The sequence below is a fragment of the Streptococcus sp. SP1 genome, assembly GCF_030440005.1.
In the GTDB taxonomy this organism is placed as follows: Bacteria; Bacillota; Bacilli; order Lactobacillales; family Streptococcaceae; genus Streptococcus; species Streptococcus parasanguinis.
The window spans coordinates 69,999-96,941 of record NZ_JAQFJJ010000009.1; the positions used below are offsets into that span (position 1 = coordinate 69,999).

Consider the following 26,943-nt stretch of genomic DNA (forward strand, 5'->3'; position numbering starts at 1 on the left):
ATGTCTCACATTCGTCTCATCATCAGCGACATCGATGGCACCATCTTAAATGATCACCATCAGATCGATCCACAGTTGGCAGCATTGATCCCAGATTTAAAACGCGAAACCATTCCTTTCGTACTGGCTTCAGCTCGTTCTCCAAAAGGGATGGCTCCCATTGCCAAAGAACTCGGCATAGAAGACTCCCCCATGGCTTGCTACAATGGTGCCTTGATCCAAAAGGGAGAGCAGGTTCTTTTCGAGCATCCTTTGGACAAGACGGAGGCCCGGAACTTTATCGACTGGGCCAACCAACACTTTCCTCAGGTTTCGATCAACCTCTATAGTGGAAAAGACTGGATGACCGACCGCCTTGACCAATGGAGTCAAGAGGAAGCCCGGATTACAGGAGAAAAACCTCTCATTCTTCCCCTATTGGATCCTTTGCTGGATGCGACAAAGCCCCTCCACAAATTGCTCTTAATTGGAGAGCCAGAAGAGATCCAAGCTCTCTATCGCACTATTTCTGCCGACGACTTCCCTTCTACCGCCTTTTATCTCTCCAAAGCCAACTACCTAGAAGTCACGGCTAAGCACGTCTCTAAAGAGGATGCTCTGGTTGAGCTCGCTAATCACTACCACTTGAGCTTAGAAGAGGTCCTCACCATGGGGGACAACTTCAATGACCTTCCTATGCTCAAAAAAGCAGGCATCGGTGTCGCTATGGGCAACGCTCCTCAAGAGGTGAAAGACGGAGCAGCAGTCGTGACAAAGACCAATAATGAAAACGGGGCTGGGCAAGCGGTTGAAACCTATGTCCTGATTTAGTCATCCGTTTAAAAAGGACGTAGACAGACTGTTCTTTTATACAAATCTAATAACTTTTATAAATCCAGCTTAAGAACAACTGCCCAAGCTATGGTGTACTAGTCCTATGAAAGATAAGAAAACTGACGCCCGTGTCATCAAGACCAAGCAACGCATTGAAACGACTTTTTTAAAATTACTGGAAGAAATGCCTTTTGAAAAGCTGACTACCAGCCTCATTATCAAAGAATATCTGATCAGCAAGGGAACTTTTTACGCTCATTATTTGGACAAGTACGACCTGGCAGAGCAATTATTGGACCGTGAGCTGGAGGTCTTTGAGTCTCTGCTCACCCAGCGTTTTGAAAGTGCCCATACTTCTCTTCAGTTCTGTAGCCATGACCTATATCACCTACGTCCGCCAAGGCCATGATCCACTCAGCTTAACGGAGCTTGTGACAGAACTCGATCAATTCTCTACCTATCTCCAGCACTCTTTTTCAAAAGATACTAGATAATAATAGACCAAAGGTTCGATAATGGACCCTTGGTCTATTTTTGCATATTGAGAAGATGCAACGATCGAGATATGATAGAACCATCTTAAAACAAACGAGGTATTCAGTATGAAAAATCTATCTATTAAAATGCACATGAACGGAAAAGAACTAACACCCGAGTGGATTCAAGCCAAAGAATTGGAACGTACCCACCATGTGATTCGAGAAATGGATGAGGTAGGTGCCAATTTCACTTACAAGGGAAAATCCATTGATGCAGACACCCTCTTCAGCTTGCCTTTTAAGGAAGTAAAGGCTGCTTAAATCGAAACAAAACTCGCCTTGGGGTCTGAGAAAATACTGGAACTCTATGCAAACAAGTTAGCCGAATCTGACAACATGTGGCACGAGATTGCTTCAAAAACCGTGAAAGGACACAACTTGCAGTCGGCATACGTTGACGTCGATGTCGACGGTCTGACTCTTGGGGATTTCCTGGCTTTCAATCAAGAACTAAACAAGATGGTCGATCCAGCTCTTCCATTTAAAATCCATCCTGAACACTTTGTATTTGCAGGTGTACAGGGCGGGCAAGAAGTCATGGAAATGGTGGGGCAATACGGTGAGCCCACCTATCAAAAGCTCATCATCCATCCAGATGCTGAAAAGCCCGTTGCCGTTGATCCAGATACGAAGTTGGCGATGGTCGGAGATGGGGTGCTGATGTCAGACCAAAATCTGGACATGATGATGTACGGGATGCACCAATTCAAAATGAAAAAAGGCGGTCTTCGCATCAAACTCGGTGTCTTCTTCCCAGATTCAGCACCACACGAAATGGTCCTCGGACACCAAGAACATCTCGCAGTAGAGTTTTTCAATTCCCTAACCATTGCCTATCAAAATAAATCCTTCAAAGGGAAAATCCTTAATACCATCTTGAAATTTAAAAAATTTGATTAGATGATAGGAATCTTTCTTATTGGACTGATTCTTTCCCTTCTTTTCTCAGCCAATCCTACCATTGTCATCACCATCACAAGCGTGATGATCTTGGCTATGGAAGTTCATTTTACGTATTTTTATATGAACCAAACCAAGAAATTCTCAACTCCGGATTGGGAATTATACTAAAAGAAAAATTCTAGTAGACAGCTTCTACTAGAATTTTTTCGTTAGTCCATCACAATCATAGCTTTAATAGTCTTACGTTCATCCATGTCTTTATAGGCTTGATCAATCTCATCCAAGCTATAACTATGGGTGAAGACACGACCCGGATTGATATCACCATCAAGGACCGCTTTTAACAAAACTTGTTTGTCATAAGTAGTAACTGAGGCTGCTCCACCTGCCACGGAAATGTTTTGGGCAAAGGTCGAACCTAAAGCACGGTTATTGTAATGAGGCACGCCGACAAATCCCATGCGCCCTCCATTGTGAAGAACACCGAGAGCTTGGTCGACGGCTGCTTCAGTACCCACACATTCAAGAGCAGCATCTGCTCCACCTCCGAGGATTTCACGGACCTTGGCAATCCCTTCTTCACCACGCTCAGCCACAACAGCTGTCGCACCTGACTCCAAGGCCATTTGTTGACGGTCTTCGTGGCGACTCATGAGGACGATTTGTGAGGCGCCCCGCATTTTGGCTGCGATAACCGCACATTGACCCACAGCACCATCCCCGATAACGACAACCTTGTCACCTTTTTGCACATTAGCCACACGCGCTGCATGGTAACCGGTTGGCATGACGTCTGCTAACGTCAAGAGGGATTTAAGCATGGCTTCTGTATAATCAGATGGTTGACCTGGAATCTTGACAAGGGCCCAATTAGCAAAGTGGAAACGGATGTACTCTGCTTGGACCCCGTCAGACCAGTTGGTGCCAATATGGCGGTCACAAGTCCCATCATAGCCAGCACGACAGGCGTCACACTCTCCACAACCATGGGTGAAAGGCGCGATGACAAAGTCTCCTGGTTTGACCGTTGTAATGGCCTCACCGATTTCTTCAACGATCCCAATAGCTTCGTGACCACTATTTTGATGACCTGCTTCAATATCAGGATTGCGGTAACTCCATAGATCGGATCCACAGACACAGGTGCGAACGATACGGAGAATGACATCATCTGGTGCTTCGATGTGTGGACGCTCCACTTCTACAAGGCCCACTTGCCCAGCTTTTGTATAGACTGTTTTCTTCATAGGAACAACCTACTTTCTATTGCATACTTACCTATAGTATACACTTTTTATCTAGCTCTAGCCCACTTCCTGATTTAAAACTCCATCATTTAATCATATTTTTTCCCATACTTCTTTTCTAGCATTTTCTTAATCAGATAGGGCATTTTGACATTTTCGCGGCCTTTTTTAGCAATCAATTTTTTGACGAAATCAGGCATCTGAATATCTTTTTCTGCTTCCAAAATCTGACCTGTACTTGAAGGAGCTTCCAACTCATCAAAAGTCTCTAGCTGAGGTTGATAGTCACTATAGTCACCATCTATATGAGACTGAATGGTTGACAGAAGGGCTTTAATCAGTCGTGAATCGCTATTTGGCATAGGAGGTCGGTGATAAGCCACTCCGAGCTCCTGGCATAGCTCCTTACACTCCACATCATTATCAAAAAGAACTTCAATATGCTCACTAATAAAGGCAATCGGAACAAAAATATAGTGGTTCGGGTGTTCACCTTCATCTCGCAGATATTCTAAGACATCTGGTTTAATCCAAGGAATACCTATATCACTCTCACTCTGCCAAGTATTGGTGTACTGATCCTCTTCAAGCCCTAAAATCTCTGCAATCATGCGACTATTGTCATAAATCTGGTCGATATAAGGGTCACCAAAATCTAGTGCCAAAACTGGAACACTGTGGGCTGAAAAAATCACCTTATAACTGTCGTCTCCAATCTGATCTAAAATCTTTTGGATTTCATCAGCCCAATAGTGGAGTAGGTCATGTTCACGGTACCAATCCTTGATAATTTGGAACTTTATCTGACCACTTTCTAAAAATTTTTCATAACCCATGACAGAATAGTAAGAATAATGAGGCTCTAAAATCAAGCACAAACATTCTTCAATTCCGTCATTCTCCATCTCTTTGATTACATCAGTGATAAAAGGGCGGGAAAATTTATTAGCAAAGTAAACCGACGCTTGATTTCCAAGAGCAGCAGCAACCATGTCCACTTCTTCTCTAGTTATCCTTTGGAGTGGGGTTCCACCGATTCGGACGTAATTGTCATATAAAGTCTGAATTTCATGTGGTTCAGGACGAACCCCACGGCGTATATTTGTGAAAAATTCCGCTACTCCTTCATAGGTAATCTCTTCTGGTGACCCAAAGGTCATCATTAACACAGCTCTCTTACTCATAATTACTCCTTACTATATCCTTTCCACTATTTTACCATGAAAAGGATTTCTTTAGGGAACTTAGTATCAAAATAACTCTTAAAGATAGACTCTAAGAGTTTAAATAACTATTCTTAATGGTGATGAATATGTCCATGACTTTGATTCACTTCCAACTCTTCGATATTGCGCTTATGGGCTCGGTGGGTTGCCAGGTCTTCATCGACCTCAATAGTAACATTTTGAAAGCCACAATCTTTGAGCAAGGTACGAATAGACTCTTTACAGACCTCCATGTGGTTGACATGCTCTAGACAAACATGGACAATGGCGTTCTTTTCCAAACCATCCATGGTCCAGAGATTAAGCTGATTGATACTAGCCACATGCTCCAACTGCTCCAAATCACTCTTGACTTGCTGGATATCCACTCCTTCTGGCACGGCATCCAGGAAAATCCTGAGCGTGCTCCAAAAACGTGGAATGGCTTTGGACAGAATAAAGATGGAAATAGCAAGAGATAAGAGTGGATCTAGGATGTACCAGTCGGTAAATCGGAGAACAATGGCCATTAAGATGACAGCCACCCAACCTAAGGTATCTTCAAGAAAATGCAGGCTGAGAATGGATTCGTTCTTGGTTTGCCCTTTGCGAATGACAAGACTCGCTAGCACATTGATGCTGACAGCTATGATTCCAAGCCAGAGGATGCCCTCATCATTGACAGGTTGTGGGTGAAAGAGTTTCGTTATATTTTCCAAAATAACCAGAACGGACCCTGTCATGAGAATCACAGCTGTTACCATGGCCCCTAAAAGGCTAAAGCGCTTGTAGCCCAAGGTATAGTGGCTGTCTTCTTCACGATTGGAAATACTCTCCAAAAAGGCGGAGATCCCAATAGCAATCGCATCTCCCAAATCATGGACGGAATCAGCAAGAACTGCACTGGACCCAAAAATCCCTCCTGCAATAAACTCAACAATGGCATAACTCAAATTCAAGAAAAAAGCTATCCAGACCGCATGTTTTGTACTCATTTTTCCACCTTCCTTTGGTATAATAGTAGTAGAATGATCCCTTTCACTAGTATTATCTCTAACTCTAAAAGGAAAGGATAGAAGCAAACTGTTTAGGCTGTCCGTTACTGAACAGTTTGTTCAAAGTGTCCATATGACAGCACCGGATCGTCGCATAACCAAAACTCGAAAAGCTATCTATCAAGCTTTTTTACAATTACTCAACCAAAAAGACTACGAGGCCATCACGGTTCAAGAAATCATTGACTTAGCCGATGTGGGGCGATCAACCTTTTATAGCCATTACGAAAGTAAGGAATTATTGCTAGATGAACTCTGTCAAAAGCTCTTTCACCATCTCTTTGAGCGTGCTGAACACCTATCCCCACGAGACTATCTGGCCCATATCTTTCAGCATTTCAAGAAAAATCAAGACCATGTGACCAGTCTCTTGCTCTCTAAAAACGATTATTTTATCCGGCAACTGCGAAAAGAGCTGGAACATGATGTCTACCCAATGGTAGCCGACGAACTCATCAAAGCCCATCCAACTCTCCCTCACTCTTACCTCAAACACTTGGTCGTCAGCCATTTCATCGAAACCCTCAGCTGGTGGTTGAAAAAAGGCAAGTCCTACACCGAACAAGAAGTGATTCAGTTTTATTTGGAGATTTTAAAAGTGGGGTCGAACTAGAAGGGAGTATTTTCAATGTCCATCATACAATTTTATTTTCTCTTTCCAGCACTCTTTATGCTTCACGAACTGGAAGAAATCATATGGATGCCATCCTTTGTCAAAAAATTATCAGCACAGTTTCCAGATAATCGAATCCTTTCTTATTACACGCCTTTTACTTTCAATGCTATTGTCTTGGAGCAATTTCTAATCCTGCTTCTATCACTTTTTCTTAGTTACCGGTTTAGCAACTATACTATTTACGCAACCATTGTGATTGCTTATATCTACCATGTGTTCGGACATCTGATTCAAACAATTATTCTTCGAAAATATGTGCCTGGATTGTTGACCGGCATTCTAACGAGTTTGTTTGCTCTATGCAATCTCAAAAATGAATTTCCAATTATACTTTATGGTTACTCTCTTTTGACTTTGTTGGTTATCATTTTGAATCTTGTATTATCATTTGTGGTACTTCATAAAATGAGTCGTAGGTCTTGATATATAATCCTCATATCCAAAATCTCTTCTTGAAAGGAAACCCTATGTTCTTCCACATTTTTATCGGCTTTTTTACAGTCTTCTTTGCCCTTGCTTTTGCTCTTCTTCACTTATTGGCTTCTCTTTCTGAATTTAAAAAAGGGAATCACACTCTAGGAAATACATTTCTCCTCATCGGAAGTAGCCTTGCGACCTTATCTCTCATCCTCTACTTCTTTTTACCGATTGTCTCTCTAGTCCTTTGGCTGATCGGCTGTGGTTTGATTTGCTACGGGGCCTATTGGAATGGGAAACACAAAGGAAACTTCCACCCAGTTCACCACCTGATTCGGATGGGCATCGCTCTGATCCTTACCATCTTGTTAGCCATGTTATAAGAAAAGCTCAGGTTTTTTTAAAACTTGAGCTTTTGTATTATTCTAATCATAATCCAAAATTACTATGCCATTTACAGTTTGTAGTCTTTTTAGCTCCCAACTGTTTATTTCTTAAAAGTGAGGACTGTTTTCCCACGAGAACGCCCGTTAGCGACCTTGTCTAAGGCGCTATTTACTTCTTCAAATGGAAAAACTGTATCGATAGATGGTTTGATTTCTAATTTGCTCAATAAGTCAGCCACCTCTTGTAATTGGGCTCCGTTACTTTCTACAAAGATGAAATGGTAGTGAACGTCGTATTTGTCCGCCATCTTATCAAATTTACGACCAGCTAAACCAAGTAGCAATTGTTTCCATTTTGGTAATTTCATGCGTTTGGCAAAGGCACCGTTTGGCACGGCACGAAGAGATACCAGGTGGCCCCCTTTTTTCATGATAGACATTTGTTTTTCAGTTTCAACCCCACCAAGAGTATCAAGGACGTAGTCAACCTCACTGACAGTTTTTGTATAATCCTCTGTTTTGTAATCAATAAAGCGGTCCGCCCCTAGTTTCAAGACACGCTCGGCACTATCTCCATGTCCATTGGTAATGACTTTCAAACCTTTGGCCTTGGCAATCGGAATGGCCATTCCACCGACACCTCCGGTACCGCCTGATATAAAGATGGTCTTTCCAGCTTGAGTACCCATAAGATCTAAGGCTTGCATGATGGTTAGGGCAGTCAGAGGTACAGCAGCAGCTTCCTCGTCTGATAGATAGTCTGGTACCTTGGCTAGAGCCTGGCTATCAACAGCCACGTATTCTGCAAAGGCACCAATATGATCCAGCGGTAGACGTCCAAAGACACGGTCTCCGACTTGAAGGTTATTCACCTGGTTTCCAACGCTTTCAACGATACCAACGACTTCATTACCTGCAATTTGAGGGAGCTTGTATGGTACAATCATTTCAACTTCTCCACGTGAGATCATGTTATCGAGTGGATTAACCCCAGCTGCAGACACCTTTATCAAAATTTGATTTTCGTTCATAGTTGGTCTAGACACTTCTGTGATGTTGAGTGTAATATTGTTTTTATTATATTTTGTATGTTGTGCGACTTTCATGTGATTTCTCTTTTCTATTATTTTATATTAGTTGAACTTGTATCTAGTACAGATATATCTTGTTTCTAGTAACAACTGGCTTGTTTAACTTCATATTTTAGGCCATCCATGTCATCTTCTAAGGTTTGATTTGAAAATTCTCTCTATCTGAAATTCTGAATGAAAAGAAATGGAACTGTTTCTTAAATATCTTTCTTAACTGAACCATTAAGATTAATCGTATAAAGAACCGAAACAATTTCTATTGATCAAGCCATCAATACCATTAGAATTGGAATGACCACCATGGTAGCAAGGGTCGTCTCTGTCACCATGACCGCCGCGTAATCGCTATCGGCTCCGTAAAGTTTGGCAACGACTGGCGCATTGGTCATCACCGGCATGGCCGACTGAATGATAAAAACCTGCTTCATCAAGCTTGGAAGAGGTGCCCAGTAAACAATGGTCGCCATCAAGAGTGGGGCAACCACGAAGCGACCTAACAGAATTAAGAATTGGTCTTTTTTCAGAGTCAGCTGTTTTAGTCCTGCATTGGACACTGATAAACCAATAAATATCATGGATAAAGGAGTTGTTAAATTGCCCAGATACTGCAAATCACTGGCTAAAAAGGTAGGGAGCTTGATATGAAGAATCACCAAGACTAACCCTAAGAGAAAGCCCATGAGAGGAGGAGAAAAGACTTTTTTCAGACTCGTTTTGAGATCAAACTGAGCTTCTCCTTCGCCATCTCGCTGGATCAGGTAGGTCCCCAAAGTCCAGAAAAAGGTAGTATTACACATGTAATAGATCAAAACATAAGGAATACTGGCATCCCCGAAAAGGGCCTGGTTGATTGGAAGACCCACAAAAATCGTATTGGAATTAAAAAACATGGAAATAAAGAGTCCACGGCGGTCCTGCCTCACCGCAAAAATTCTAGCTACTGCTGTCGCGATGCCAAGCAAAATAACCATAGACAGGGCAGGAAAACGCAGTTCTGGCAACATTTTTAGGAGGTCAGCCGCTGTAAAACGCTGTGTAATGGTGTAGAGCATATAGCAGGGCAAGGCAACTTGAGTGACCAATTTAGCGAGTAGGCCACGCGACTTGTCATCGAACCAGCCTTTTTCACCAATGACAAAGCCCACTAAAATCATACCCAGGATGACGAGAATCCCTGATATGCTCCTCAAAAAGATGTCCATGTTCTCCCCTTTTCTTTTTTAAATTTGAACTAGAAAATCACATTTTTTACAAATCTCAAAAACTACTCTAGTATATCATAAAAAGAGGTGGGGCAATATGCCCAACCTCATGTATTTTATTAATTGCCACTAATATCCCTTCTTAGCTGCCTTGCTCCATTGGTACCAACCAACTAGACTGTTGATTAAGTAAATGAAGTATTTCCCTTGAATTTGAAGGCTCTCTCCCCACCAAAGGTAGATAGAGAAAACATTGGTCGCCGCCCAGAAAATCCATTGTTCACGGTAAACAGCTGTCATCAAGAGTTGGCCAACCCCATTTGTTGCATCCGTGATGGAATCCCGATACGGACGATTGGCCCCAATTGACTGATAAATAAGCCCGAAAACTAACCACCAAAGTACACTAATAGATAGATAGATACTTGGTCCATCCGACCTTATCTAATTTACGGGCAACAAACTCTTGTTGTTCTTTTTTGAATTGGGCTTGATAAATCCAAACCAAGAGACCAATCGGCTGCATGATGGCGAAATAGAGAGTTGTCAAAACCTCACCGTAGAAGCTTTTTGAAGGGCAAGCACAAGATAAATGACGGAATTGATCAAACCAAAGAGATAGTTACTGGCACGACCTTCAGCTTCTCAAAGAGCAGAAAAAGGTTAGTAAGGCTTGAGAGATGAATCATTCTATCAAGAAGATAAAGCACGTAAATCAGAAACCGAAGATAAGCTAGCTATTGAAGCAATGAAAAGCAAGTACACCACGCTATTGCTAGAAAATATGTTGCTAAGTCCGTTTGAAATGCAAGATACAAAAATCATGGCAGGATTGCAAGTCCATGTTTACCCCCTCTATGACGAACTGAAAGAATTAAGAGGGCTAAATGGTGTCAAAGACCACTTGTCTTATGTTGCCAGCAGACGTGAAGAATATTCTAAGCATAATATCGCACGCTACCTCAAAAAAGCCATTGAACAATATCTACCAACGGTTAAAAGGCAGGACTTAAACCATGAGTGAAGACTTAAAAACGATCAAAGAGCTGGCGGATGAGTTGAGTGTTACAAAACAAAATATTCAATATCACTACCAAAGGTTACCAAAAGAATTACAGCTTAAAAGTTCCAATGGGTCTAATCTAATAAATTCTAAAGCAGAAAAAATAATTTTAAGTAAAGTAGAAAGTAGTAGCAAATCAAATACAAAAGACCAACAAATAAGTAGCAAAGACCAACAAATAGAAAAACTAACTAATTTGTTAGACCAGCAACAACGATTAGCCTTGCAAGATAAAAAGTTGCTAGAAGAATACAAGGCGGAAAATGATAACTTAAAAGCCCTCAAAATGCCCTCACAGGAAACAGAATTCAAACACTTAGACAATCAATATAAAGATGAAGTGAACGCTCTTAAAGAGAAGTTGGAAAATTTGCAGGAACAAATCAAAGATCAAAAAAGGATAGAAGAACAAGAAAAACCAATAAAATGGTGGGGACTATGGCGAAAATAGATGATTCAGTTAAAAAGAAAGTTCCAGAATTGCGATTTAAAGGATTCACGGATGAATGGGAACAGCGTAAGTTGGGAGACGAAGTTCGAATAGTGATGGGACAGTCTCCTAATTCAGAAAATTATACTGATGATCCTAATGGGCGCTAAAAATGCGAAGACCTATGAAGACCTATTTTGTATTAGTCAAACAAAAGATCCAAAAGAAATGGTATATGATTATGACCATGAAGCAAAGTAAAATCAAACCGAGTGATCTGAGGAAGCACCCGATGATCATGAAACGTTATTAAACACAAAAGTCACCCATGTGAGTTCTTGCCAGAAGCTGAAGTTAATCCTTCAACCTGGAAAACCCGCAGAGGTGACTTTTTCTATACATCTCGATTTTTCTGGTAATAATCATTAACCGATAAATATGTCTGTGAATCACCCAGCGACTCCGCTATGTCCATAATCCGCGGTGGTAGTAATCCCACTCGCTGGACAAGTTCGTGATCGCTGAACAATTCCCGTGGACTGCCGGCGAAGCCAAACTTCCCGTGTTCCATAACATACACCGACTCAAACTCGGCGGCGACCCAATCCATGTCATGGGTGATGGTCACAACTTGGTGGCCCGAATCAGCCAACTGATGGAAAATTGCGGTCAACTTGCGCCGGCTTTCCCAATCAAGCGACATCATCGGCTCATCAAATAAATAAATCGCCGGATCCACTGCCAAAACTGTGGCAACGCTTAACAGCTTGCGTTCCGACAATGACAGGTCATATGGACTTTCAGCTTTTTTATCATCCAAGCCAACTCTTTTTAGAGCCGCTAAAGCCCGCCTCGTAATCATGTCGCGGTCATCCATGACCTGCGCGACACTCCACTCCACCTCTCGTTGAACAGTCGGGTTGAAAAGCTGATCGTCAGGATTCTGAAAAGTAATCCCAACCTTCAGTAACTTTTCGACTGGTTTAAGATCATTAAAATTTTCTCCATCGATCTTAATCACACCGGTTTGTGGTGTCAGCAAGCCCGTCAACAATTTGAAGAGCGTTGATTTGCCGGCACCATTTTGGCCGACAATCGCCACCATCGGATCGGCGAAGTGTTTGTCTTCAACATCCAAGCTAAAGGACCGTTCCGGATAAGTGAACGTCAGGTGGTTCAGTTCAATTGTGGACATAAAAAACCTCCTTCAGTTCAGCGTCATTCACCGGATACCGGCCATCAGCCAAGTGCCAATCCATTTTTTGAGCAAGTTGCTGGATTGTCGGGGCTGGAATCTGCCAGTCAGCTGCCAAATGATTAAACACCTCACCCGGCCTGCCCTGGGCTACCATTTGACCCTCGTGCAGCACCCACACAACGTCGGCGACTTCGCACAAATCGTCAATTTCACTGGTGACAATGAAGACAGTCGTCTCTTTGACTTGGGCCAGCCATTGGAAAAATTGTCGGCGGCCAAGGGGATCCATCTGACTGGTCGGATCATCCATAATCAAAACAGCCGGGTTAGTCGCAATCGCCGTGGCAATTGCCAACCGCTGGCTCTGACCACCGGAAAGGCTCTCGGGACGCAAATTCAGCTGTTCAATCAGCCCCATTTGCGTGGCAACTTCTTCAACCCGTTTTTGAATCAGTCCTTCAGCCATTCCCTGATTAATCAAGTCAAAGGCGATTTCATCGGCAACCGTGTCTGCCAACCCGCTTAGTTGGCCAGCTGGATTTTGCAGTACAACTCCATTCATGGCATTATAAACGGGCCAATTGTCGGACACTCGCTGGCCAAACATGTGCCAGTCGCCCTCAATCTCAGCAGACACCATTTTGGGAATGACCCCTGCCAGCACACGGCACAAAGTCGATTTGCCGGAGTGGCTATTCCCGATAATCCCAACCACCTGGCCGGTATGAACCTCCGCGTTAATCTGACGCAGTTGTGGTTGCTCAGTACCCGGATAACGGGTGGTCAAATTTTCAATTACAATCCGTTTATCTTCGTCCATATCTTCCACCCAATCAATAAAATTGCCAATCCAGTCAGACCAATGTGCAGCGTCCGCGACAGGCGATACACGCGCTGGGAGGTTCTGACAGTCCGGTTGAGATTATCAAAACCTCTCAGTTGGAGAGAAATCGACCGCGCCATCGATTGATCCAAGGTCTTAATCACCAATGGAATTAGAACCGGTAGGACTGACTTTAATTTCTGAATCAACGTTTTTTGCGGATTGGTTCCGCGAACTTTTTGTGCCTGCTGGATTTTCCGCATATTGCGCATCATTTCCGGCAAAATATAACACACCGACATCAGAACGTAGACGGTTTTATAAGACAATCCGGACAGTTCCAAATAGGCCGCGTTTTCTGAAATACTCGTGGTCACCATAAAAAAGCCACTGGTCAAAATAATCACCAATACTCGACAACCCAGAGTGGTGGCGTAAATCAGGCCTTCTTTGTAGAACGACACCCCAAGCACAGAAAACAGCACAGTTTGATTCCGACTGTAAAATAACCCTTGGATGATCAGCATGGTGCAAATCAGAAACAGGCTGAATCCCAGCGCCTTAAAGATGGTAGAACTCAATTTGGAAAATAACAATAGCAGTATTGCGACAAGAATTAATCCGGCCTGAAACAATAAATTCATACTGGCAAAGCTCAACAACGTCATGTCCAAGATGAACAAGAGCTTAGTAATCGGATCGATCACCTGGTACCACTTGAGCTTGACCCGTGGCGCTCCAGAAATCAATGTTTGATCAGTCATCATTTATCACCACTAAAGAAGTGCACCATCCGCTTCGGCAGCTGACGATAGATGAAGAATGCCAGGTAGGCCACGCAGACTTTATCCAAAATATCCAAGACAAACTCATCGATAAATGAGGCCAGCCACACTGGTGCATGATTGGCGACCATTACCGCAAACAATGAGTCACCCCAAGCGATACCGGTCTGACCACCCCAAAAGATGACGTTGAGTGGCGTTGAAATGACAGCTGAAACGATGGCAATAATAATAGCAGAAACAAATACTCGTCGCACTGACGAGAACCACCCATTGGCGTGCAAAACTCCGACAGTAATCCCAATTCCGATGCTGGTAATCGCATACACGGTTGAAATTGGCGATAAGGTCAGCCCATAGATCACGTTGTTGATGAAACCACTGATGGCACCGGCAACCGGCCCAGCCAACATGCTGGCAAGAAAGGTTCCCAAAGACCCCAGCCAAACGGGCAACTTTAACCCCTCCGCCAAGGCTTTGGCAACATAGTTAATCCCCACGGCAGCGGGAATCAAAGTCATGGTGGCAGCACTTAACTTAAATTTCCACATACTGGTACGATGAATCGGTTCTGTTTTCATAATCTTCTCCTTTTGTTTTTAAAGAGCCGTGTCTGTTTAGACTTTCGGACGCAACGCTCTATAGATTTTTGATTTGAACTGTCTTTCCTTTCACAGATCCCTTAGTCGACATCAGGGACTCTCTTGAAAATGATTGTTCAACAGTTCACAACTAATCATACGCCGATTTCATCAGAAGTCAAGAATTTTCTGAAGTTTTCTTGAAAACGTTCGGGAATTGAAAAAAGCTACACAAAGCTAGAGGAAATTGCCCTTACTAAGTCATAAAAAAGACTTCACCTTAGCCTAGATTGGTGAAGTTTTTTGATTTTTCTTCTTATCTCGTACCCACAGCATAGCTAGCCCAAAGAGGTGACTACCAAACAGGCCGGTCACAAAAATCAGCTTGCCCCTATCTGGATAAGTGAGGGGGAGGTTGCTAAAGCCATAGCGAGCCCACTCGATAAAGATCGGATGCGAAAAGTAAAGGGCTATACTCATTTGCTTTAAATACTGCAAATCATAGCTTTTCAAAAAGGACGATCGCAGGCAGGCATTGACCAAATAAACGGTCACAAAGGGAAGTAGAAAGAAAAAGTTCTTATCAATTCCTTCGTGTTGAAAAATGATGATTCCTTCTAGACAGAGCAAACCAAAGGCAAGAGCTAGCTTTTGCCAACGGTGAATTCTAAAAGCTTGTGCATGAAAATGATCATACAAATAGTAACCCATATAGATAAAAATGGGCGTGTAAAAGAGACCATTTCGCGCTGTAAAAAATAAATTGCTGTAGAGCTGGTAACCTTTGAGAAGACTTGTGGTGTCCAGATAAGCCGAATAGGTCTCGATCAAGCCCCAGCAGTAGAGGAGCAAGGCCAGGAAACCCGTCCAAACCATGCCTAGGCGTTTGACTAATTGATTGACCAAAAACAAGCCCAGTAGAAAGGCCGGAATATACCAGAGTTGGTAGCACATGCCCAGATAGATCAGTGCGATGAGAACACCTGCAGGAAAGAGATAGACAGGAAGATGAAGACTAGAAAAAAAGACCCAGGCATACGGAAGGTAAACAAAACTCCAAAACAAATAGGTTTTTACGATTTTGACCAGATAGGCCTTCATTTTCTGAGAATTCCCTAGTGATTGCTTAAGGAAAAAGCTGGCACAGACGATAAAAAATGGAACCGCTAGCCGGCCGAGCATACTCTTAAGACCAAAATGCAGTGGCTCATAGGAGGTCAAGCGACCACTATGCACCAATATCACTGCAATCGCAAAGAGGTATTGAAAAAAGCTGATACTAGAGGTGTTATAGAGGGGATTCTTTTGCATATTCCTACTCCTTGCCCAAAGCAGTTTCTATGGTTATTTTAGCATGAAAGGGAAGGCCAAGCAAGGAATCTTGCATCCTTATCTACCTTTTTTCCTCTATTTTTGATATACTCAAAGCATGCATAAACAAACCATTATTGATTTTAAAGAGCTTGGATTGCGCCACCTTTTCACCAAGCCCATAAAGGAATTAAAAACTAGAAACCTCGACCAGGTAGAGGCTCTTCTTAGAGAAGTCGAAGCCTACCAGGAGCAAGGTTTTTATGCTGTTGGCTATGTCAGCTATGAGGCTGCTCCTGCTTTTGAGAAGAAATTTGCTGTCCATCCAGCACCTCTTATGGGAGAGTATCTCCTCTATTTTACTATCCACGAGGAGGTCGAAACCCTTCCTTTTCCAGAGGACTATGAAGCTGTGGATCTTCCAGCCAATTGGAAGGAAGAGGTAGAGGCGCCTGCTTATCAAGAAGCTATCGAGACCATCCATCACCATATCCGCCAGGGTGATACCTACCAGGTCAACTACACTGTCCAGCTTTCTCAAGAGCTAAAGTCTGACCCTTTTGCCATCTACAACCGGTTAGTGGTTGAGCAAAAGGCCCATTACAATGCCTTCATCCAGCACGATGATGTCTCCATCCTCTCCATCAGCCCTGAGCTCTTTTTTGAGCAAGACGACCGGCTACTGACCACGCGCCCTATGAAGGGAACAACACACCGTGGTCTCACTAACCAAGCAGATCTTCAAGAAGCTGCTTGGCTAGAATCCGATCCAAAAAATCGAGCAGAAAACATGATGATCGTGGATCTCCTCCGCAATGACATGAACCGGATTTCGGAGATTGGAAGTGAGCATGTGACCCATCTCTGTCAAGTCGAGCAATACTCCACTGTTTGGCAGATGACCTCGACCATCGAAAGTCGCTTGCGAGCTGAGGTCGATCTGGTCCAAACCTTCCGAGCTCTCTTTCCTTGTGGCTCGATTACAGGAGCACCGAAGATCTCCACTATGGAAATCATCCAAAAGACGGAGAAGGCTCCTCGAGGTGTCTACTGTGGAACGATCGGCATCCTTCTTCCAAAAGGGAAACGGATTTTTAATGTAGCCATCCGGACCCTTCAAATGCAGGGGGATCAAGCCATCTATGGCGTAGGAGGAGGTATCACTTGGGACAGTCAATGGGAAAGTGAATACCAGGAAACCAAGCAAAAATCGGCTGTCCTTTACCGGCAAGAGCCTCGCTTTGAGCTCCTGACGACCGGCCGCATCCACCAAGGAGAGTTGTCTTTCTTAGACCAACATGTAACACGCTTGAGAAAAGCTAGTCGCTACTTTGCCTATCCTTATGATGAACAAAAACTCCTGAAAGAACTTCAAGAAGAGCTCGCTCATTTAGATCTCAACCTTGACTATCGTTGTCGGATTGCCTTGCAAAAAAACGGAACCTTCCACCTAGTGATCACGGAACTGACAGACTTGCCAGCTAGCTATCTACAGGCCCAACTGACCGAGCAGAAGCTTGATTTAGCGACGCCATTTACTTATTTCAAAACGAGTCAGAGAGACCATCTCAGCCAGTCAGATCACGAGCAAATTTTCCATCTGCCAGACGGAAGCTTGCTAGAGACGACGATTGGCAATCTGGTGCTGGAGATAGAGGGACAACTCTATACCCCACCAGCTCACCTCCCCTTACTCGATGGCATTTATCGGCGCCATCTTCTTGAGACCCAGCAAGTTGAAGAAAAACTCTTAACTCTGAAAGATTTAACAGACGCTGATCGTATTTATGCCTGCAATGCTCTTCGTGGTCTCTACGAACTCGATTTTCAAAGAAAGGATTCCTGATGAAACTTATTTTTTTACATGGACTAGGGCAAGATGTCCTCTCTTGGCAAGGAGTCCAATTTGCACTTTCACCCTTGCACTCCAAAACTTTTGATATTTTCTCCCACCCAAAAGAAAGCTATCAGGAAGTCAAAGAAAGGTTGATGGAGCGCCTCCAGCAAGAAAGCGAACCCTTTATTCTGGTAGGACTCTCACTAGGTGGCGTGCTCGCTCTTGATCTCTCCAGACAAGACTTCCCGCAACTCAAGGGCTTGGTCCTTGCAGGAACTCAATACAAACTCAACACCAACCCCCTCTATCGGCTCCAGATCCTTCTCTTTCGTCTACTTCCCAAGCATGTCTTTGAAAAACAAGATGCCAATAAACAACAGATGATTCAAATCTTGACCGAATTAAAAGGGCTCAATTTAACCGATACCGCTAAAGCTTGCCCTCTCCCTAGCTTGGTTGTTTGTGGTAGCAGAGATTGGGCCAATCAATCTTCTTCTAAAAAATTGGCCAAGCTCCTGCCAAAAGGCCGCTATCAAGAAATCGCAGACGGAGGTCATCTACTCAATACCGAGAAACCCTATGAACTCGCGCAAGCCATCAAAGAGTTTGTTGCTGAATTTTAAAATGAAGAGGCTAACTTTTAGAACAGTTATTCTTAATATATATAAAGTCATTTTTAAAACTTTCCTTAGGTGAGTACGGACGTCAGCGAACTTCAAAGAAGTTCCATGACTTAATCAAGATACAAAGGGCGTCTGCGGATAAAGTCAAAATAGGGAGCAGGACAGAAGCACTGTTGTATGGAATTGCTTCGTTGTACTGCCCCCACAAGGCTGATTAGGATTCTTCCGAGCTAAAATGTGAGAGAAGAATTCAATCAGCTACTGTGTCTTGGATTTAGTACTAATTGTATTTTGCGCTTTTTGACACAATCCGCAGCCCGTGTTCAATTTGTTTTGAAACCCTTCGCTTTTTAATTTCAAAGCTCAGGCTAAAACAGTTTCCCAAACTGTTTTACTTCCAAAACTCCCGAGTGCTAGAAACATGATCGTTTCTAGCACTTTTCTCACAGCGGAAAGTTTTAATATATTTTGGATTGAATTTCAACATTAGAAATTCTTTTTATTTCTTTGTAGAGTCACCTATTCAACATTTTTATTTTATAAGAAGTCTTTACCGCAATTTTTTAGAAATATTTGAGAATTGCTTGATAGTTATTTGAAAAGCAAGCTGTATACTAAGAGTGTAAAGAAAACAACTAGTCATTTGGACGAAGGAGAAAACCATGGAAAAAGTATTAGAAATTTCCCATTTGAGTAAAAAATTCGGTCATCAATACGCCTTAAATGATGTGAATCTCACCATTCGCAAAGGCGACGTCTACGGCCTAATCGGTAAAAATGGCGCAGGAAAAACCACCCTTATCAAGGTCATCACCCAGCTGATTCAGGAAACTGACGGAAGCATCTCCCTCTTTGCTTCTAAAAATCGCTCCCAGTGGACCCAAGCCCTGAAACGGGTCGGATCCGTCATTGAGAGTCCCGTGGCTCACAAGCATATGACTGCCTATCAAAACCTGGTCTACTATTGCAAGGCTCGCCATATTCCCAATCCCGACCAGGTCATCAAAGAAACCTTGAACTATGTCGGCCTGAATAATACGGGTAAGAAGAAATTCCGCGATTTTTCACTAGGGATGAAACAACGGTTGGGAATAGCGATCGCGCTCATTGCTAAGCCAGATTTCCTTATTCTGGACGAACCCATCAATGGCCTCGATCCAGTCGGAATCAAGGAATTCCGTCAGATGATCAAGCGCCTCAATGATGAACTCGGCATGACCATCCTCATTTCTAGTCACATCCTCTCGGAACTCTATCTGGTTGCCAATCGGTTTGGCATTGTCGACCAAGGGCGCCTGATCAAAGAAATTAGCAAGGCTGAATTCGAAGAACAAGGAGAAGACTACATCATCCTCAAGACCAGCCAGCTAGCCCTTGCGAGTCAACTGATCCAGGATCAACTCCATCACCGTATCAAGGTCATCGATAAGGATGGAGAAATCCATATCTTCGGACAGACTCACGATATTAAAGTCATTGTCAAAGCCCTCGTTCAAGCAGATATTGACGTGGACGAAATCTACTATGCCCGCCAAGATCTGGAAAAATTCTTTACGGACTTGGTAGATTAGTCAAACCACCGTCTCGTATTACTTATCCCACATATTTCATTTAGGAGATTTATCATGTTGCATACCATTCAAGCAGATTTTTACAGACTTTTTCGCTCCAAAGGTTTTTGGATTACAGAAGCCATTCTCGTTCTTAACATCCTGTCTGGAGTCATCTTTGGAGCTACCGGCCACGTCGGCGTCAATACGGAATCCAAATTACCCCAAGCAACCGAAGTTTGGACGGGCTTTAAAGCCTTGACCAACTACTCTTCCAGCATCAGTGTGACCATCCTCTTTACCATTATTGTCATCACCTTAGTCCTGGGAACAGACTTAACGCAAAACTTATATAAAAACAGCCTAGCCTATGGTGTCTCTCGCACCAGCTACTACTTTGCCAAAAGTGCTGTTGTCCTGACCATTGCTCTCTTCCAATTTCTCGTTTCTTATGGTCTCGTCTTCTTGATCGCGAGCTTCTACAATGGACTTGGCACCATGCCAGATCACTTCTTGGCTCATTTTGGACTGACTATTCTGATTCAGTTCCTCTGCACCTTGGCTTGGGTCAGCATCATTTCCTTCCTCCTCTACGCCAGCCAATCCATCACCTTGGCCTTCGTTGGCTACTTCATTGGAAATATCTTCTTAAGCCTGCCTGCGCTCTTCTTCAAAGATATTGACATTTTCCACTTTATAAACTTGGAATTCCAATATTCCTTGGTACAGAGCACCACAGCAACGACCAACACCCTCTCGATTGCCCTTGGATTCATCCTTGTTTTCGGATTCTTGGGACTCGCTACTTTTAAACACAAAGATTTATAACAAACAGGCTTGACGATTGGTCAAGCCCTATTTTTTTAATGTAATGGTCAAAACAAACCAGTCTGCCTCCGTTGCCAGTTGCAAGTCTCCCCCTAAGATCTCTACAAAATTTTGAATGATGTAAAGGCCTAAGCCGGAAGACTCTTCTGTATCCGACAGATTTTCAGAGTAGAAGCGACTAGCTAATTGATCTAAGTGCTGGATCGGTTGTTGCACAATATTGCGCAGCTCGACCCGAATCGTGTCCGCGTCCGACATTAAGGTTAAACGCGCCTGATCCTTCCCATGCTTGAGGACATTACTGAGCATATTTTGCAAGAGGCGCTCCCAGAGCTCTGGATCCGTAGCATAATGAAGATGCTCTTCTAGCTCTACCTCTAAGGCAATCCCCGCCTCAGACAAGCTATCGTAATACTGGAATAACTGCTGAGTTAGGACTTGGCTGAGATCGACGTCTGAAATCCGAGGCTGAATGGCTCCCTCCATCAAGCGTCTGTATTCCAAGAGAGATTCCAGGCGTTTTGAGACGACTTGAAGATTGGAAGCAATTTTCTTCAGCTTTTCCTCTTCCTGCGTCCCACCCTTGATGATTTGTTGGGTATAGCCCGACGCAATGGTCAAAGGCGTCCGAATATCGTGAGCAATATTACTGATAGCCATATCCAAGGTCTTTTTCTCTTGAAAGGCAATCCGATTGGTCCGCTCGATCTGATCAAATTGATCACTGACCTGCTTGGTCAAGGCGAACAATTCTTTTTTTGAGACCTGGGAGGTCAGTCGTACCCCACTCCCACTTTGAAGCTTCTTTTGAATCTGCTCCCGCAAATCCTTTAAGGCAGAAAGCAAGCGAGCATAGCCCAAACCCAAGAAAAGGACAAGGACGACAAGAATTAGAACTAAAACCCACATTACTTGTCTCCTTTCAAGCGAACACCCAAGCCCCAGACCGTTTCAATATAGTCCTCATCTGGATCGAGCTGGGCAATTTTCTTTCGGAGATTGCTCAATTGGGCATTGAGAGTATTATCTCCAGGCAGATAGACTTCTTCCCAGACCGCCTCATACAATTCTTCCTTGGTGAAAATCTTCTTTGGATGAACCAGCAAGGTCTCAAAAATTTGAAATTCTTTTTTGCCCAAACGAAGCGTCTGTTCTTCAGACTCCAGTTCAAAGGTTTCTGGATTTAAGACCAAATTCTTAAAGGAAAGCTTTTGCGACGCTTGAGCTTCCTGTACTACCGTCGGTTGATTTCTCAACTGCACCGTCACCCGAGCTGCCACTTCGTCCAGATTAAAGGGCTTGACAATATAATCATTGGCACCTGCAAGGAGGTACTGGCTAATGAGGTGTTTGTCTCCAAGAGCCGTCATCATGATGACTGGCACCTGACTCTGCATACGGATCTCCTCAAGGACCTGGTCCCCATTCTTCCCTGGAAGCATGATATCCAGAAGGACCAAATCAATGGCTTCTTGCTGGAAGAGCCGTAGCCCTTCTGTACCTGAAAAAGCCTGAAGGACCTCATGATCTTCACTTAAGAGACTGTATAAAATTTCTTGGATATCATTATTATCCTCGATTAATAAAATCCGTGCCACTTGCCTCGCTCCTTTTTCCTTTTCTTGCGAAATCAGTTCTATTCCCCTAGCCTATCAAATAAAGGGACCTTCGTCAATCAAAAATGCAAAGAAAACACTCGACCAAGTGAAGGATTCCTCTTGATCGAGTGCTCATTTAATTGACAGAAGCCCCATTTGTCGCAATGACTTCTTTGTACCAATAGAAGGATTTCTTACGTGAGCGGGTCAAGCTTCCCTTGCCTTCGTTGTCCCGATCGACATAGATAAAGCCGTAGCGTTTCTTCATTTCTCCTGTCCCGGCAGAGACCAGGTCAATACAGCCCCAAGTCGTATAACCCCAGAGGACAACGCCATCTTCGTTGATGGCCTCCCGCATGGCCTTGACATGGGCTGCGAGGTAATCAATCCGGTAGTCATCCTCAATCTCCCCGGCTTCATTTGGGGTATCAACGGCACCTAGTCCATTTTCTACAATAAACATGGGTTTTTGATAACGATCCCAGATGGTGTTCAGCGTAATGCGGAGACCAAGAGGGTCAATCTGCCAACCCCATTCTGAGCTTTCTAGGTAGGGATTCTTCAGAGAGGCAAAGATATTGCCCGCTGTTTTCTCCCTTTCAGCTGGATCCCCTGAAGCGACCCGACTGGCATAGTAGGAGAAGGAAATAAAGTCCACTGTATGATCTTTCAACAATTGAAGGTCCTGTTCCGTCATCTCAACCGTGATTCCCTGACGCTCCCACTCTTTCTTGGCATAGTTAGGGTATTCCCCACGCGCTTGCACATCGATGAAGAAATAGTTCTTGCGGTCTTCTTCTAGACCAGCCCAGACATCTCGTGGAGCACAGGTATGCGGATAGTTTTGCCCTGCTGCTAGCATACAGCCGACCTTATTGTTAGGATCAATTTCATGGGCTAGCTTGGTAGCAATGGCTGAAGCGACCAATTCATGGTGAGCCGCCTGGTATTTGACCTGCTCCTCATTCTCCCCTTCTTCAAAGCAGAGACCTGCTCCCATAAAAGGCGCATGAAGGATCATATTGATCTCATTAAAGGTTAGCCAGTATTTGACCAAGCCCTTGTAGCGAGTGAAGAGGGTCCGGCAGAGTCGTTCATAACATTCCAACATCTTACGACTACGCCAACCTCCATACTCGGTAATCAAATGCATAGGACAGTCAAAGTGGGTAATGGTCACCAAGGGTTCAATGCCATACTTATGGCACTCCTTAAAGAGGTCTTCATAGAACTGTAGGCCTGCCTCATTCGGCTCTAGTTCATCTCCTTTAGGGAAGATCCGAGACCAGGCAATGGACAAACGATAGGTTTTAAAGCCCATTTCCCCAAAGAGAGCAATGTCTTCCTTGTAGCGATGGTACATATCAATGCCATCCTTAGCCGGATAAAAATAGTCCTCTTCAAAGTCAAACATCTTTTTCTGACCCGTAATAATGGCGTAACGGTCAGGCCCAATCGGTACCACATCCACATTGGCCAAGCCACGGCCGTCTTCATTATAAGCTCCTTCACATTGGTTGGCAGCCGTCGCCCCACCCCAAAGGAAACCATCTGGAAATTGAAGTTTGTCGGTCATCTCTCTACCTCACTTGATTTGATAGTTCTATTATACCCTTCTCTCTCCAAAAAATCCTACAAGATCCCATGAAAAACTGATACTATTCTAAGGTATTTGCTACTCTCATGTAACGCAAAACTGCTTTATTTGACAAGATTTGGAAGAATAAACACCGTAAAGAACGCCATCGCAATCATCATAAAAACAAATAGATAGACAGAATATTTGAACAACCATGCATAACGACCTGGTTTTAGTGGTCTTTCTACGTAATAATATTTTGGTTTTTTAGGGTCATAATAAACAGCAACCTTACTACCCACTGGGAAATACTCCTCTAAAGGTGATTTGGTTAAAGAGATGAAACTGTTCCTATAAATTTTATATCTTAAAACCTGAGGAATTTCACCGTCTTCAAAATTGTCCATTTTGATATCAGATACGATCGAACCTAAGGGAGTGCTGATTGTATTTGAAATAGCTCTTTGAAATTTTGGCCTCATGATCTCCTTCTATTAGAAAGTGTATAACTCTTTTTATATAATGAAATTACTTTTCATTCATTAAACTAGACTACATAGATTAACACTGAAAACCCAAATATATTATATTAAACATAATAGATTCTTCCGATAGTAATTCATAATTTCTAAAAATTAAATATTTAAAAATTTTAAAATTTAGGACAATTATCTAAACAAAACGTTAAAAATTCATCCATATTACTCTTTTTACTGGTTTTCAATTTATCACTTAATTCTGCAATACTTTCTAAATCTTGACTACCACGTTCAACAGGAAAAGCTCTTTTGTACCCTTTCTTTTGTTTTTTAGTTGAAGCATAATAATAACCAATTTCCTCTAACACTTCCTCTAAATTATTATCATTCCAAACTGGCACCAACATATGCTTTAGCCAGCTTTTAGGAAAGAGTGATTTATCTTTATATGCATTGAAATCAACTTGCTTTGTACTATCAACATCCATAATCATAAAAATTTTAACACTTTTTGGTTTTCCTTTACTATCAAGTTCTACTTTGGGGAATTTATTATTAAATCCTTCAATAGAAGAAAAATCTTGATTATTTAGAATATTTTTAATTGATGAAATCTCTATACTACTATTTCCATTATTTCTAGCATAAATTTCTATAGGAATTCTGAGTTTTGATTTAACATATTTTACAATATCATACTCACTTTTACCATGAACAATTACTATTGCTTTCGTGTAATTTAGTCCCCTCAATCGTCATTCCTCCGTCTCACTTTTCAAGAACAATTCTTCAAAATCAATATTAAGAGGATCAGGGACTGCACCAAAGAAACCATCTAAATAAAGTTTTTCCATATTATTATTAGTGCAAACTTTTTTATCAGTTTCACTTCCCGACTTAATTATTTTATTTCCATACACATCCACTGTTAAGAAGTATGCAGAACTAGGTTGTAACTCCTTTAATAAAGCTGTATCATGAGTTGTAAAAATAAGTTGCCCCTTAACAGAATCCGATAAATTTCCCAAAATATTATTCATTAAAATATCATGAATTCCAGAATCTATTTCATCGACAACGCAAATTCTACCTTCAACAACCCAAAAGAAAACTGTGAGTAGTTCCAATAAATTTTTGGTCCCTTTAGATTCTAAACTAATTGGAACTTCTGTCAATTCGCCTCCAATATTTTTATAAATCATCAATTCATATTTTATAGAATCGCCTTCTTCATCAAGGTTATACTTAACATCTTTAATATCCGTATATAAAGCACTGAAAAATTTATAAATTATCTCTTCAGTTTGAAAAAGCTTATATTTATCTTCAATTCTAATTTCACCTTTATCGAGTTCTTTTAGTAACAATTTATCATTCTTAAATGGACCACGGGTATTATCTGTCCAAATTGAAATTCGTTCAAACTCTTCAATGACATTTATAAAATTTTTAGATAAATTAGCCTTGGCATAGTCTTTATTTATCGAACTGATATAATCTCTATATATAGATAAAAATGTATGTTTTCCCCAAAACTTTTCTGTTAAATCTTGTAGATCTGTAAAAACTCCTTTTTTAAAGATTGTTTTATTTAATTGAACTGATATTTCACTGTTACGTTTAATCCTAAAATGATTCCCTTTATTAGAGTTTATGACAAACTCTAAAGATTCAGATGTTAACTCACCTTTACTATCATATTCTACAATATAGACACCTTCGTTATTTTCAATGCTAAAACAAAATTCTAATTTTGTATCTCCCTTAGCAGAAATTCTAGGTGTATTTTTTGATAAATCTTTAAAACTTCTTCCAGTAAAAATAGAATCAACTAGCTCGTTAATATCAGGAAAATCGTCCTTATCATTCGCTTCTTGTAATCTTACTTGAAGCGATGTTATTTTTTTAGAAAGACGCATTGTATCCATCGATAATCTTAGAAGCTTAAACGAGTCAACAATATTTGATTTTCCTGAACCATTTTCTCCATAAAGAGCAACAATATGTTTTGGTTTTCCTCTACTAATTAAATCAAAGTTTACATCTGAAAACGATTTAAAATTTTTAAATAAGATTTTTTTGAACATTTTTAACTCCTTTATATACAAATTGTATACCATTACTTGTTTTTTTTCAATAATTTTATAATATTTTTCAACCTATAATTATTTATTCGAAAAAAATATAATTTTAACCATTCATATAAAAATTATTTAACAATTAATTAGATAATTAATCAAAAGACTGGATTGCTCCGATCGTTTAAAATGCATACTCTTTTGTCAAATATAATATTTGCCTTTCTTAAATCTAATAAATTCTATAAAAATAGAAAAATTATATTCGTTAGAATTATTCAATCATCTACTGAAACTTTCCACCGTGAGAAAAGTGCTAGAAACACTATTGTTTCTAGCACTCGGGAGTTTTGAGAGTAAAACAGTTCGGGGAACTGTTTTAGCCTGAGCCCAGAAATTGAAAAGCGAAGGGGCTCAAAACTAATTGAACACGGGCTGCGGATTGTGTCAAAAGCACAAAATACATTAGTACTAAATCCAAGACACAGTAGCTGATTGAATTCTTCTCTCACCTTTTAGCTCGGAAGAATCCTAATCAGCCTTGTGGGGGCAGGCCAACGAAGCAATTCCATACAAAAGTGCTTCTGTCCTGCTCCCTATTTTGACTTTATCCGCAGACGCCCTTTGCATCTTGATTTAGTCATGG

31 protein-coding genes and 2 pseudogenes are annotated in these 26,943 nt (G+C 42.0%); 16 read left to right on the plus strand and 17 right to left on the minus strand.

The window, feature by feature from the left end; translation table 11 throughout:
• The 5 genes from PCY07_RS06135 to PCY07_RS06155 all read left to right on the plus strand — a co-directional run bounded on the left by PCY07_RS06135 (position 1) and on the right by PCY07_RS06155 (position 2,423).
• Positions 1-810, plus strand: a complete 810-nt coding sequence (locus tag PCY07_RS06135) for a Cof-type HAD-IIB family hydrolase (RefSeq protein WP_301356338.1) — start codon at positions 1-3, stop codon at positions 808-810.
• A 106-nt stretch (positions 811-916) separates the two neighbouring features.
• Positions 917-1,222: a TetR/AcrR family transcriptional regulator gene (locus tag PCY07_RS06140; protein WP_049517917.1), complete on the plus strand. Its 306-nt coding sequence runs from the start codon at positions 917-919 to the stop codon at positions 1,220-1,222.
• A gap of 193 nt (positions 1,223-1,415) precedes the next feature.
• Positions 1,416-1,613 carry a hypothetical protein gene (locus tag PCY07_RS06145; protein WP_080983012.1) on the plus strand — a complete coding sequence of 66 codons (198 nt, stop codon included), beginning with the start codon at positions 1,416-1,418 and terminating at the stop codon, positions 1,611-1,613.
• Between the two features lie 117 nt (positions 1,614-1,730).
• Entirely contained in the window at positions 1,731-2,252 is a 522-nt protein-coding gene (locus tag PCY07_RS06150) for a hypothetical protein (RefSeq protein WP_301356333.1), read from the plus strand.
• Positions 2,253-2,423, plus strand: coding sequence for a hypothetical protein (locus PCY07_RS06155; RefSeq protein ID WP_225901456.1), 171 nt, complete (start codon positions 2,253-2,255; stop codon positions 2,421-2,423).
• A gap of 41 nt (positions 2,424-2,464) precedes the next feature.
• Here PCY07_RS06155 and PCY07_RS06160 read toward each other — a convergent pair whose 3' ends face one another.
• The 3 genes from PCY07_RS06160 to PCY07_RS06170 all read right to left on the minus strand — a co-directional run bounded on the left by PCY07_RS06160 (position 2,465) and on the right by PCY07_RS06170 (position 5,702).
• The gene (locus tag PCY07_RS06160; protein WP_301356332.1) at positions 2,465-3,502 is read right to left on the minus strand and encodes an alcohol dehydrogenase catalytic domain-containing protein; all 1,038 of its coding nucleotides are present in this window, start codon (positions 3,500-3,502) and stop codon (positions 2,465-2,467) included.
• Between the two features lie 89 nt (positions 3,503-3,591).
• On the minus strand, positions 3,592-4,686 hold the full coding sequence (hemH, locus tag PCY07_RS06165) for a ferrochelatase (RefSeq protein ID WP_301356330.1): 1,095 nt from the start codon (positions 4,684-4,686) through the stop codon (positions 3,592-3,594).
• A 113-nt stretch (positions 4,687-4,799) separates the two neighbouring features.
• Positions 4,800-5,702 carry a cation diffusion facilitator family transporter gene (locus PCY07_RS06170; protein WP_041826443.1) on the minus strand — a complete coding sequence of 301 codons (903 nt, stop codon included), beginning with the start codon at positions 5,700-5,702 and terminating at the stop codon, positions 4,800-4,802.
• Positions 5,703-5,835: 133 nt separating this feature from the next.
• On the opposite strand from PCY07_RS06170, the gene PCY07_RS06175 reads away from it, so the two are divergent.
• The 3 genes from PCY07_RS06175 to PCY07_RS06185 are packed head-to-tail and all read left to right on the plus strand — an operon-like array spanning position 5,836 to position 7,238.
• Entirely contained in the window at positions 5,836-6,375 is a 540-nt protein-coding gene (locus tag PCY07_RS06175) for a TetR/AcrR family transcriptional regulator (protein ID WP_301356328.1), read from the plus strand.
• Positions 6,376-6,390: 15 nt separating this feature from the next.
• Positions 6,391-6,861 carry an HXXEE domain-containing protein gene (locus PCY07_RS06180; RefSeq protein ID WP_227197480.1) on the plus strand — a complete coding sequence of 157 codons (471 nt, stop codon included), beginning with the start codon at positions 6,391-6,393 and terminating at the stop codon, positions 6,859-6,861.
• 44 nt (positions 6,862-6,905) lie between these two features.
• Positions 6,906-7,238 (plus strand): glucuronide permease, encoded by a 333-nt coding sequence (locus PCY07_RS06185; protein ID WP_301356326.1) that lies wholly within the window; start codon positions 6,906-6,908, stop codon positions 7,236-7,238.
• Positions 7,239-7,342: 104 nt separating this feature from the next.
• Here the strand turns inward: PCY07_RS06185 and PCY07_RS06190 are convergent, their stop codons facing one another.
• The 3 genes and pseudogenes from PCY07_RS06190 to pnuC all read right to left on the minus strand — a co-directional run.
• Entirely contained in the window at positions 7,343-8,347 is a 1,005-nt protein-coding gene (locus PCY07_RS06190; protein WP_301356324.1) for an NADP-dependent oxidoreductase, read from the minus strand.
• A 248-nt stretch (positions 8,348-8,595) separates the two neighbouring features.
• Positions 8,596-9,534, minus strand: a complete 939-nt coding sequence (locus PCY07_RS06195; protein ID WP_301356322.1) for an AEC family transporter — start codon at positions 9,532-9,534, stop codon at positions 8,596-8,598.
• Between the two features lie 129 nt (positions 9,535-9,663).
• Positions 9,664-10,176 (minus strand): annotated as a pseudogene (pnuC, locus tag PCY07_RS06200) (nicotinamide riboside transporter PnuC); the annotation flags it as partial.
• Between the two features lie 31 nt (positions 10,177-10,207).
• On the opposite strand from pnuC, the pseudogene PCY07_RS06205 reads away from it, so the two are divergent.
• The 4 genes and pseudogenes from PCY07_RS06205 to PCY07_RS06220 form a co-directional block, all read left to right on the plus strand.
• Positions 10,208-10,558: pseudogene (locus tag PCY07_RS06205) on the plus strand (DNA replication protein); the annotation flags it as partial.
• Positions 10,551-11,048: a DNA-binding protein gene (locus PCY07_RS06210; protein WP_301356320.1), complete on the plus strand. Its 498-nt coding sequence runs from the start codon at positions 10,551-10,553 to the stop codon at positions 11,046-11,048. The pseudogene PCY07_RS06205 and the gene PCY07_RS06210, both read left to right, overlap by 8 nt.
• Positions 11,036-11,197, plus strand: a complete 162-nt coding sequence (locus PCY07_RS06215) for a hypothetical protein (protein WP_001062367.1) — start codon at positions 11,036-11,038, stop codon at positions 11,195-11,197. The genes PCY07_RS06210 and PCY07_RS06215 overlap by 13 nt, the downstream gene beginning before the upstream one ends.
• Positions 11,198-11,211: 14 nt before the next feature.
• Positions 11,212-11,340, plus strand: coding sequence for a hypothetical protein (locus PCY07_RS06220; RefSeq protein ID WP_002878297.1), 129 nt, complete (start codon positions 11,212-11,214; stop codon positions 11,338-11,340).
• A gap of 81 nt (positions 11,341-11,421) precedes the next feature.
• Here PCY07_RS06220 and PCY07_RS06225 read toward each other — a convergent pair whose 3' ends face one another.
• From PCY07_RS06225 to PCY07_RS06245, 5 genes are all read right to left on the minus strand, one after another.
• Positions 11,422-12,222 (minus strand): energy-coupling factor ABC transporter ATP-binding protein, encoded by an 801-nt coding sequence (locus PCY07_RS06225; protein ID WP_013904140.1) that lies wholly within the window; start codon positions 12,220-12,222, stop codon positions 11,422-11,424.
• Entirely contained in the window at positions 12,209-13,045 is an 837-nt protein-coding gene (locus tag PCY07_RS06230; RefSeq protein ID WP_013904141.1) for an ABC transporter ATP-binding protein, read from the minus strand. The genes PCY07_RS06225 and PCY07_RS06230 overlap by 14 nt, the downstream gene beginning before the upstream one ends.
• Complete coding sequence (locus tag PCY07_RS06235) at positions 13,021-13,812, minus strand: energy-coupling factor transporter transmembrane component T (protein WP_301356344.1); 792 nt, start codon at positions 13,810-13,812, stop codon at positions 13,021-13,023. The genes PCY07_RS06230 and PCY07_RS06235 overlap by 25 nt, the downstream gene beginning before the upstream one ends.
• Positions 13,812-14,414, minus strand: coding sequence for a hypothetical protein (locus PCY07_RS06240; protein WP_003018769.1), 603 nt, complete (start codon positions 14,412-14,414; stop codon positions 13,812-13,814). The genes PCY07_RS06235 and PCY07_RS06240 overlap by 1 nt, the downstream gene beginning before the upstream one ends.
• 285 nt (positions 14,415-14,699) lie before the next feature.
• Positions 14,700-15,725, minus strand: coding sequence for an acyltransferase (locus PCY07_RS06245; protein ID WP_301356311.1), 1,026 nt, complete (start codon positions 15,723-15,725; stop codon positions 14,700-14,702).
• Between the two features lie 118 nt (positions 15,726-15,843).
• On the opposite strand from PCY07_RS06245, the gene pabB reads away from it, so the two are divergent.
• The 4 genes from pabB (at position 15,844) to PCY07_RS06265 (ending at position 20,563) form a co-directional block, all read left to right on the plus strand.
• Positions 15,844-17,571 carry an aminodeoxychorismate synthase component I gene (gene pabB, locus PCY07_RS06250; protein ID WP_301356309.1) on the plus strand — a complete coding sequence of 576 codons (1,728 nt, stop codon included), beginning with the start codon at positions 15,844-15,846 and terminating at the stop codon, positions 17,569-17,571.
• Positions 17,571-18,185 (plus strand): alpha/beta hydrolase, encoded by a 615-nt coding sequence (locus PCY07_RS06255; protein WP_049517905.1) that lies wholly within the window; start codon positions 17,571-17,573, stop codon positions 18,183-18,185. The genes pabB and PCY07_RS06255 overlap by 1 nt, the downstream gene beginning before the upstream one ends.
• Before the next feature lie 662 nt (positions 18,186-18,847).
• Positions 18,848-19,756 (plus strand): ABC transporter ATP-binding protein, encoded by a 909-nt coding sequence (locus PCY07_RS06260; protein ID WP_301356307.1) that lies wholly within the window; start codon positions 18,848-18,850, stop codon positions 19,754-19,756.
• Positions 19,757-19,810: 54 nt separating this feature from the next.
• Complete coding sequence (locus PCY07_RS06265; protein WP_301356306.1) at positions 19,811-20,563, plus strand: ABC transporter permease; 753 nt, start codon at positions 19,811-19,813, stop codon at positions 20,561-20,563.
• 27 nt (positions 20,564-20,590) lie between these two features.
• On the opposite strand, the gene PCY07_RS06270 is transcribed toward PCY07_RS06265, so the two are convergent.
• The 6 genes from PCY07_RS06270 to PCY07_RS06295 form a co-directional block, all read right to left on the minus strand.
• On the minus strand, positions 20,591-21,472 hold the full coding sequence (locus tag PCY07_RS06270; RefSeq protein ID WP_301356304.1) for a sensor histidine kinase KdpD: 882 nt from the start codon (positions 21,470-21,472) through the stop codon (positions 20,591-20,593).
• Entirely contained in the window at positions 21,472-22,161 is a 690-nt protein-coding gene (locus tag PCY07_RS06275; RefSeq protein ID WP_013904149.1) for a response regulator transcription factor, read from the minus strand. The genes PCY07_RS06270 and PCY07_RS06275 overlap by 1 nt, the downstream gene beginning before the upstream one ends.
• Before the next feature lie 136 nt (positions 22,162-22,297).
• The gene (locus tag PCY07_RS06280; protein WP_195915644.1) at positions 22,298-23,737 is read right to left on the minus strand and encodes a 6-phospho-beta-glucosidase; all 1,440 of its coding nucleotides are present in this window, start codon (positions 23,735-23,737) and stop codon (positions 22,298-22,300) included.
• Between the two features lie 125 nt (positions 23,738-23,862).
• The gene (locus tag PCY07_RS06285) at positions 23,863-24,222 is read right to left on the minus strand and encodes a hypothetical protein (RefSeq protein WP_301356301.1); all 360 of its coding nucleotides are present in this window, start codon (positions 24,220-24,222) and stop codon (positions 23,863-23,865) included.
• Between the two features lie 170 nt (positions 24,223-24,392).
• Entirely contained in the window at positions 24,393-24,971 is a 579-nt protein-coding gene (locus PCY07_RS06290; RefSeq protein ID WP_301356300.1) for a hypothetical protein, read from the minus strand.
• A 3-nt stretch (positions 24,972-24,974) separates the two neighbouring features.
• On the minus strand, positions 24,975-26,306 hold the full coding sequence (locus tag PCY07_RS06295; RefSeq protein WP_301356299.1) for an ATP/GTP-binding protein: 1,332 nt from the start codon (positions 26,304-26,306) through the stop codon (positions 24,975-24,977).
• Positions 26,307-26,943: the final 637 nt, after the last annotated feature.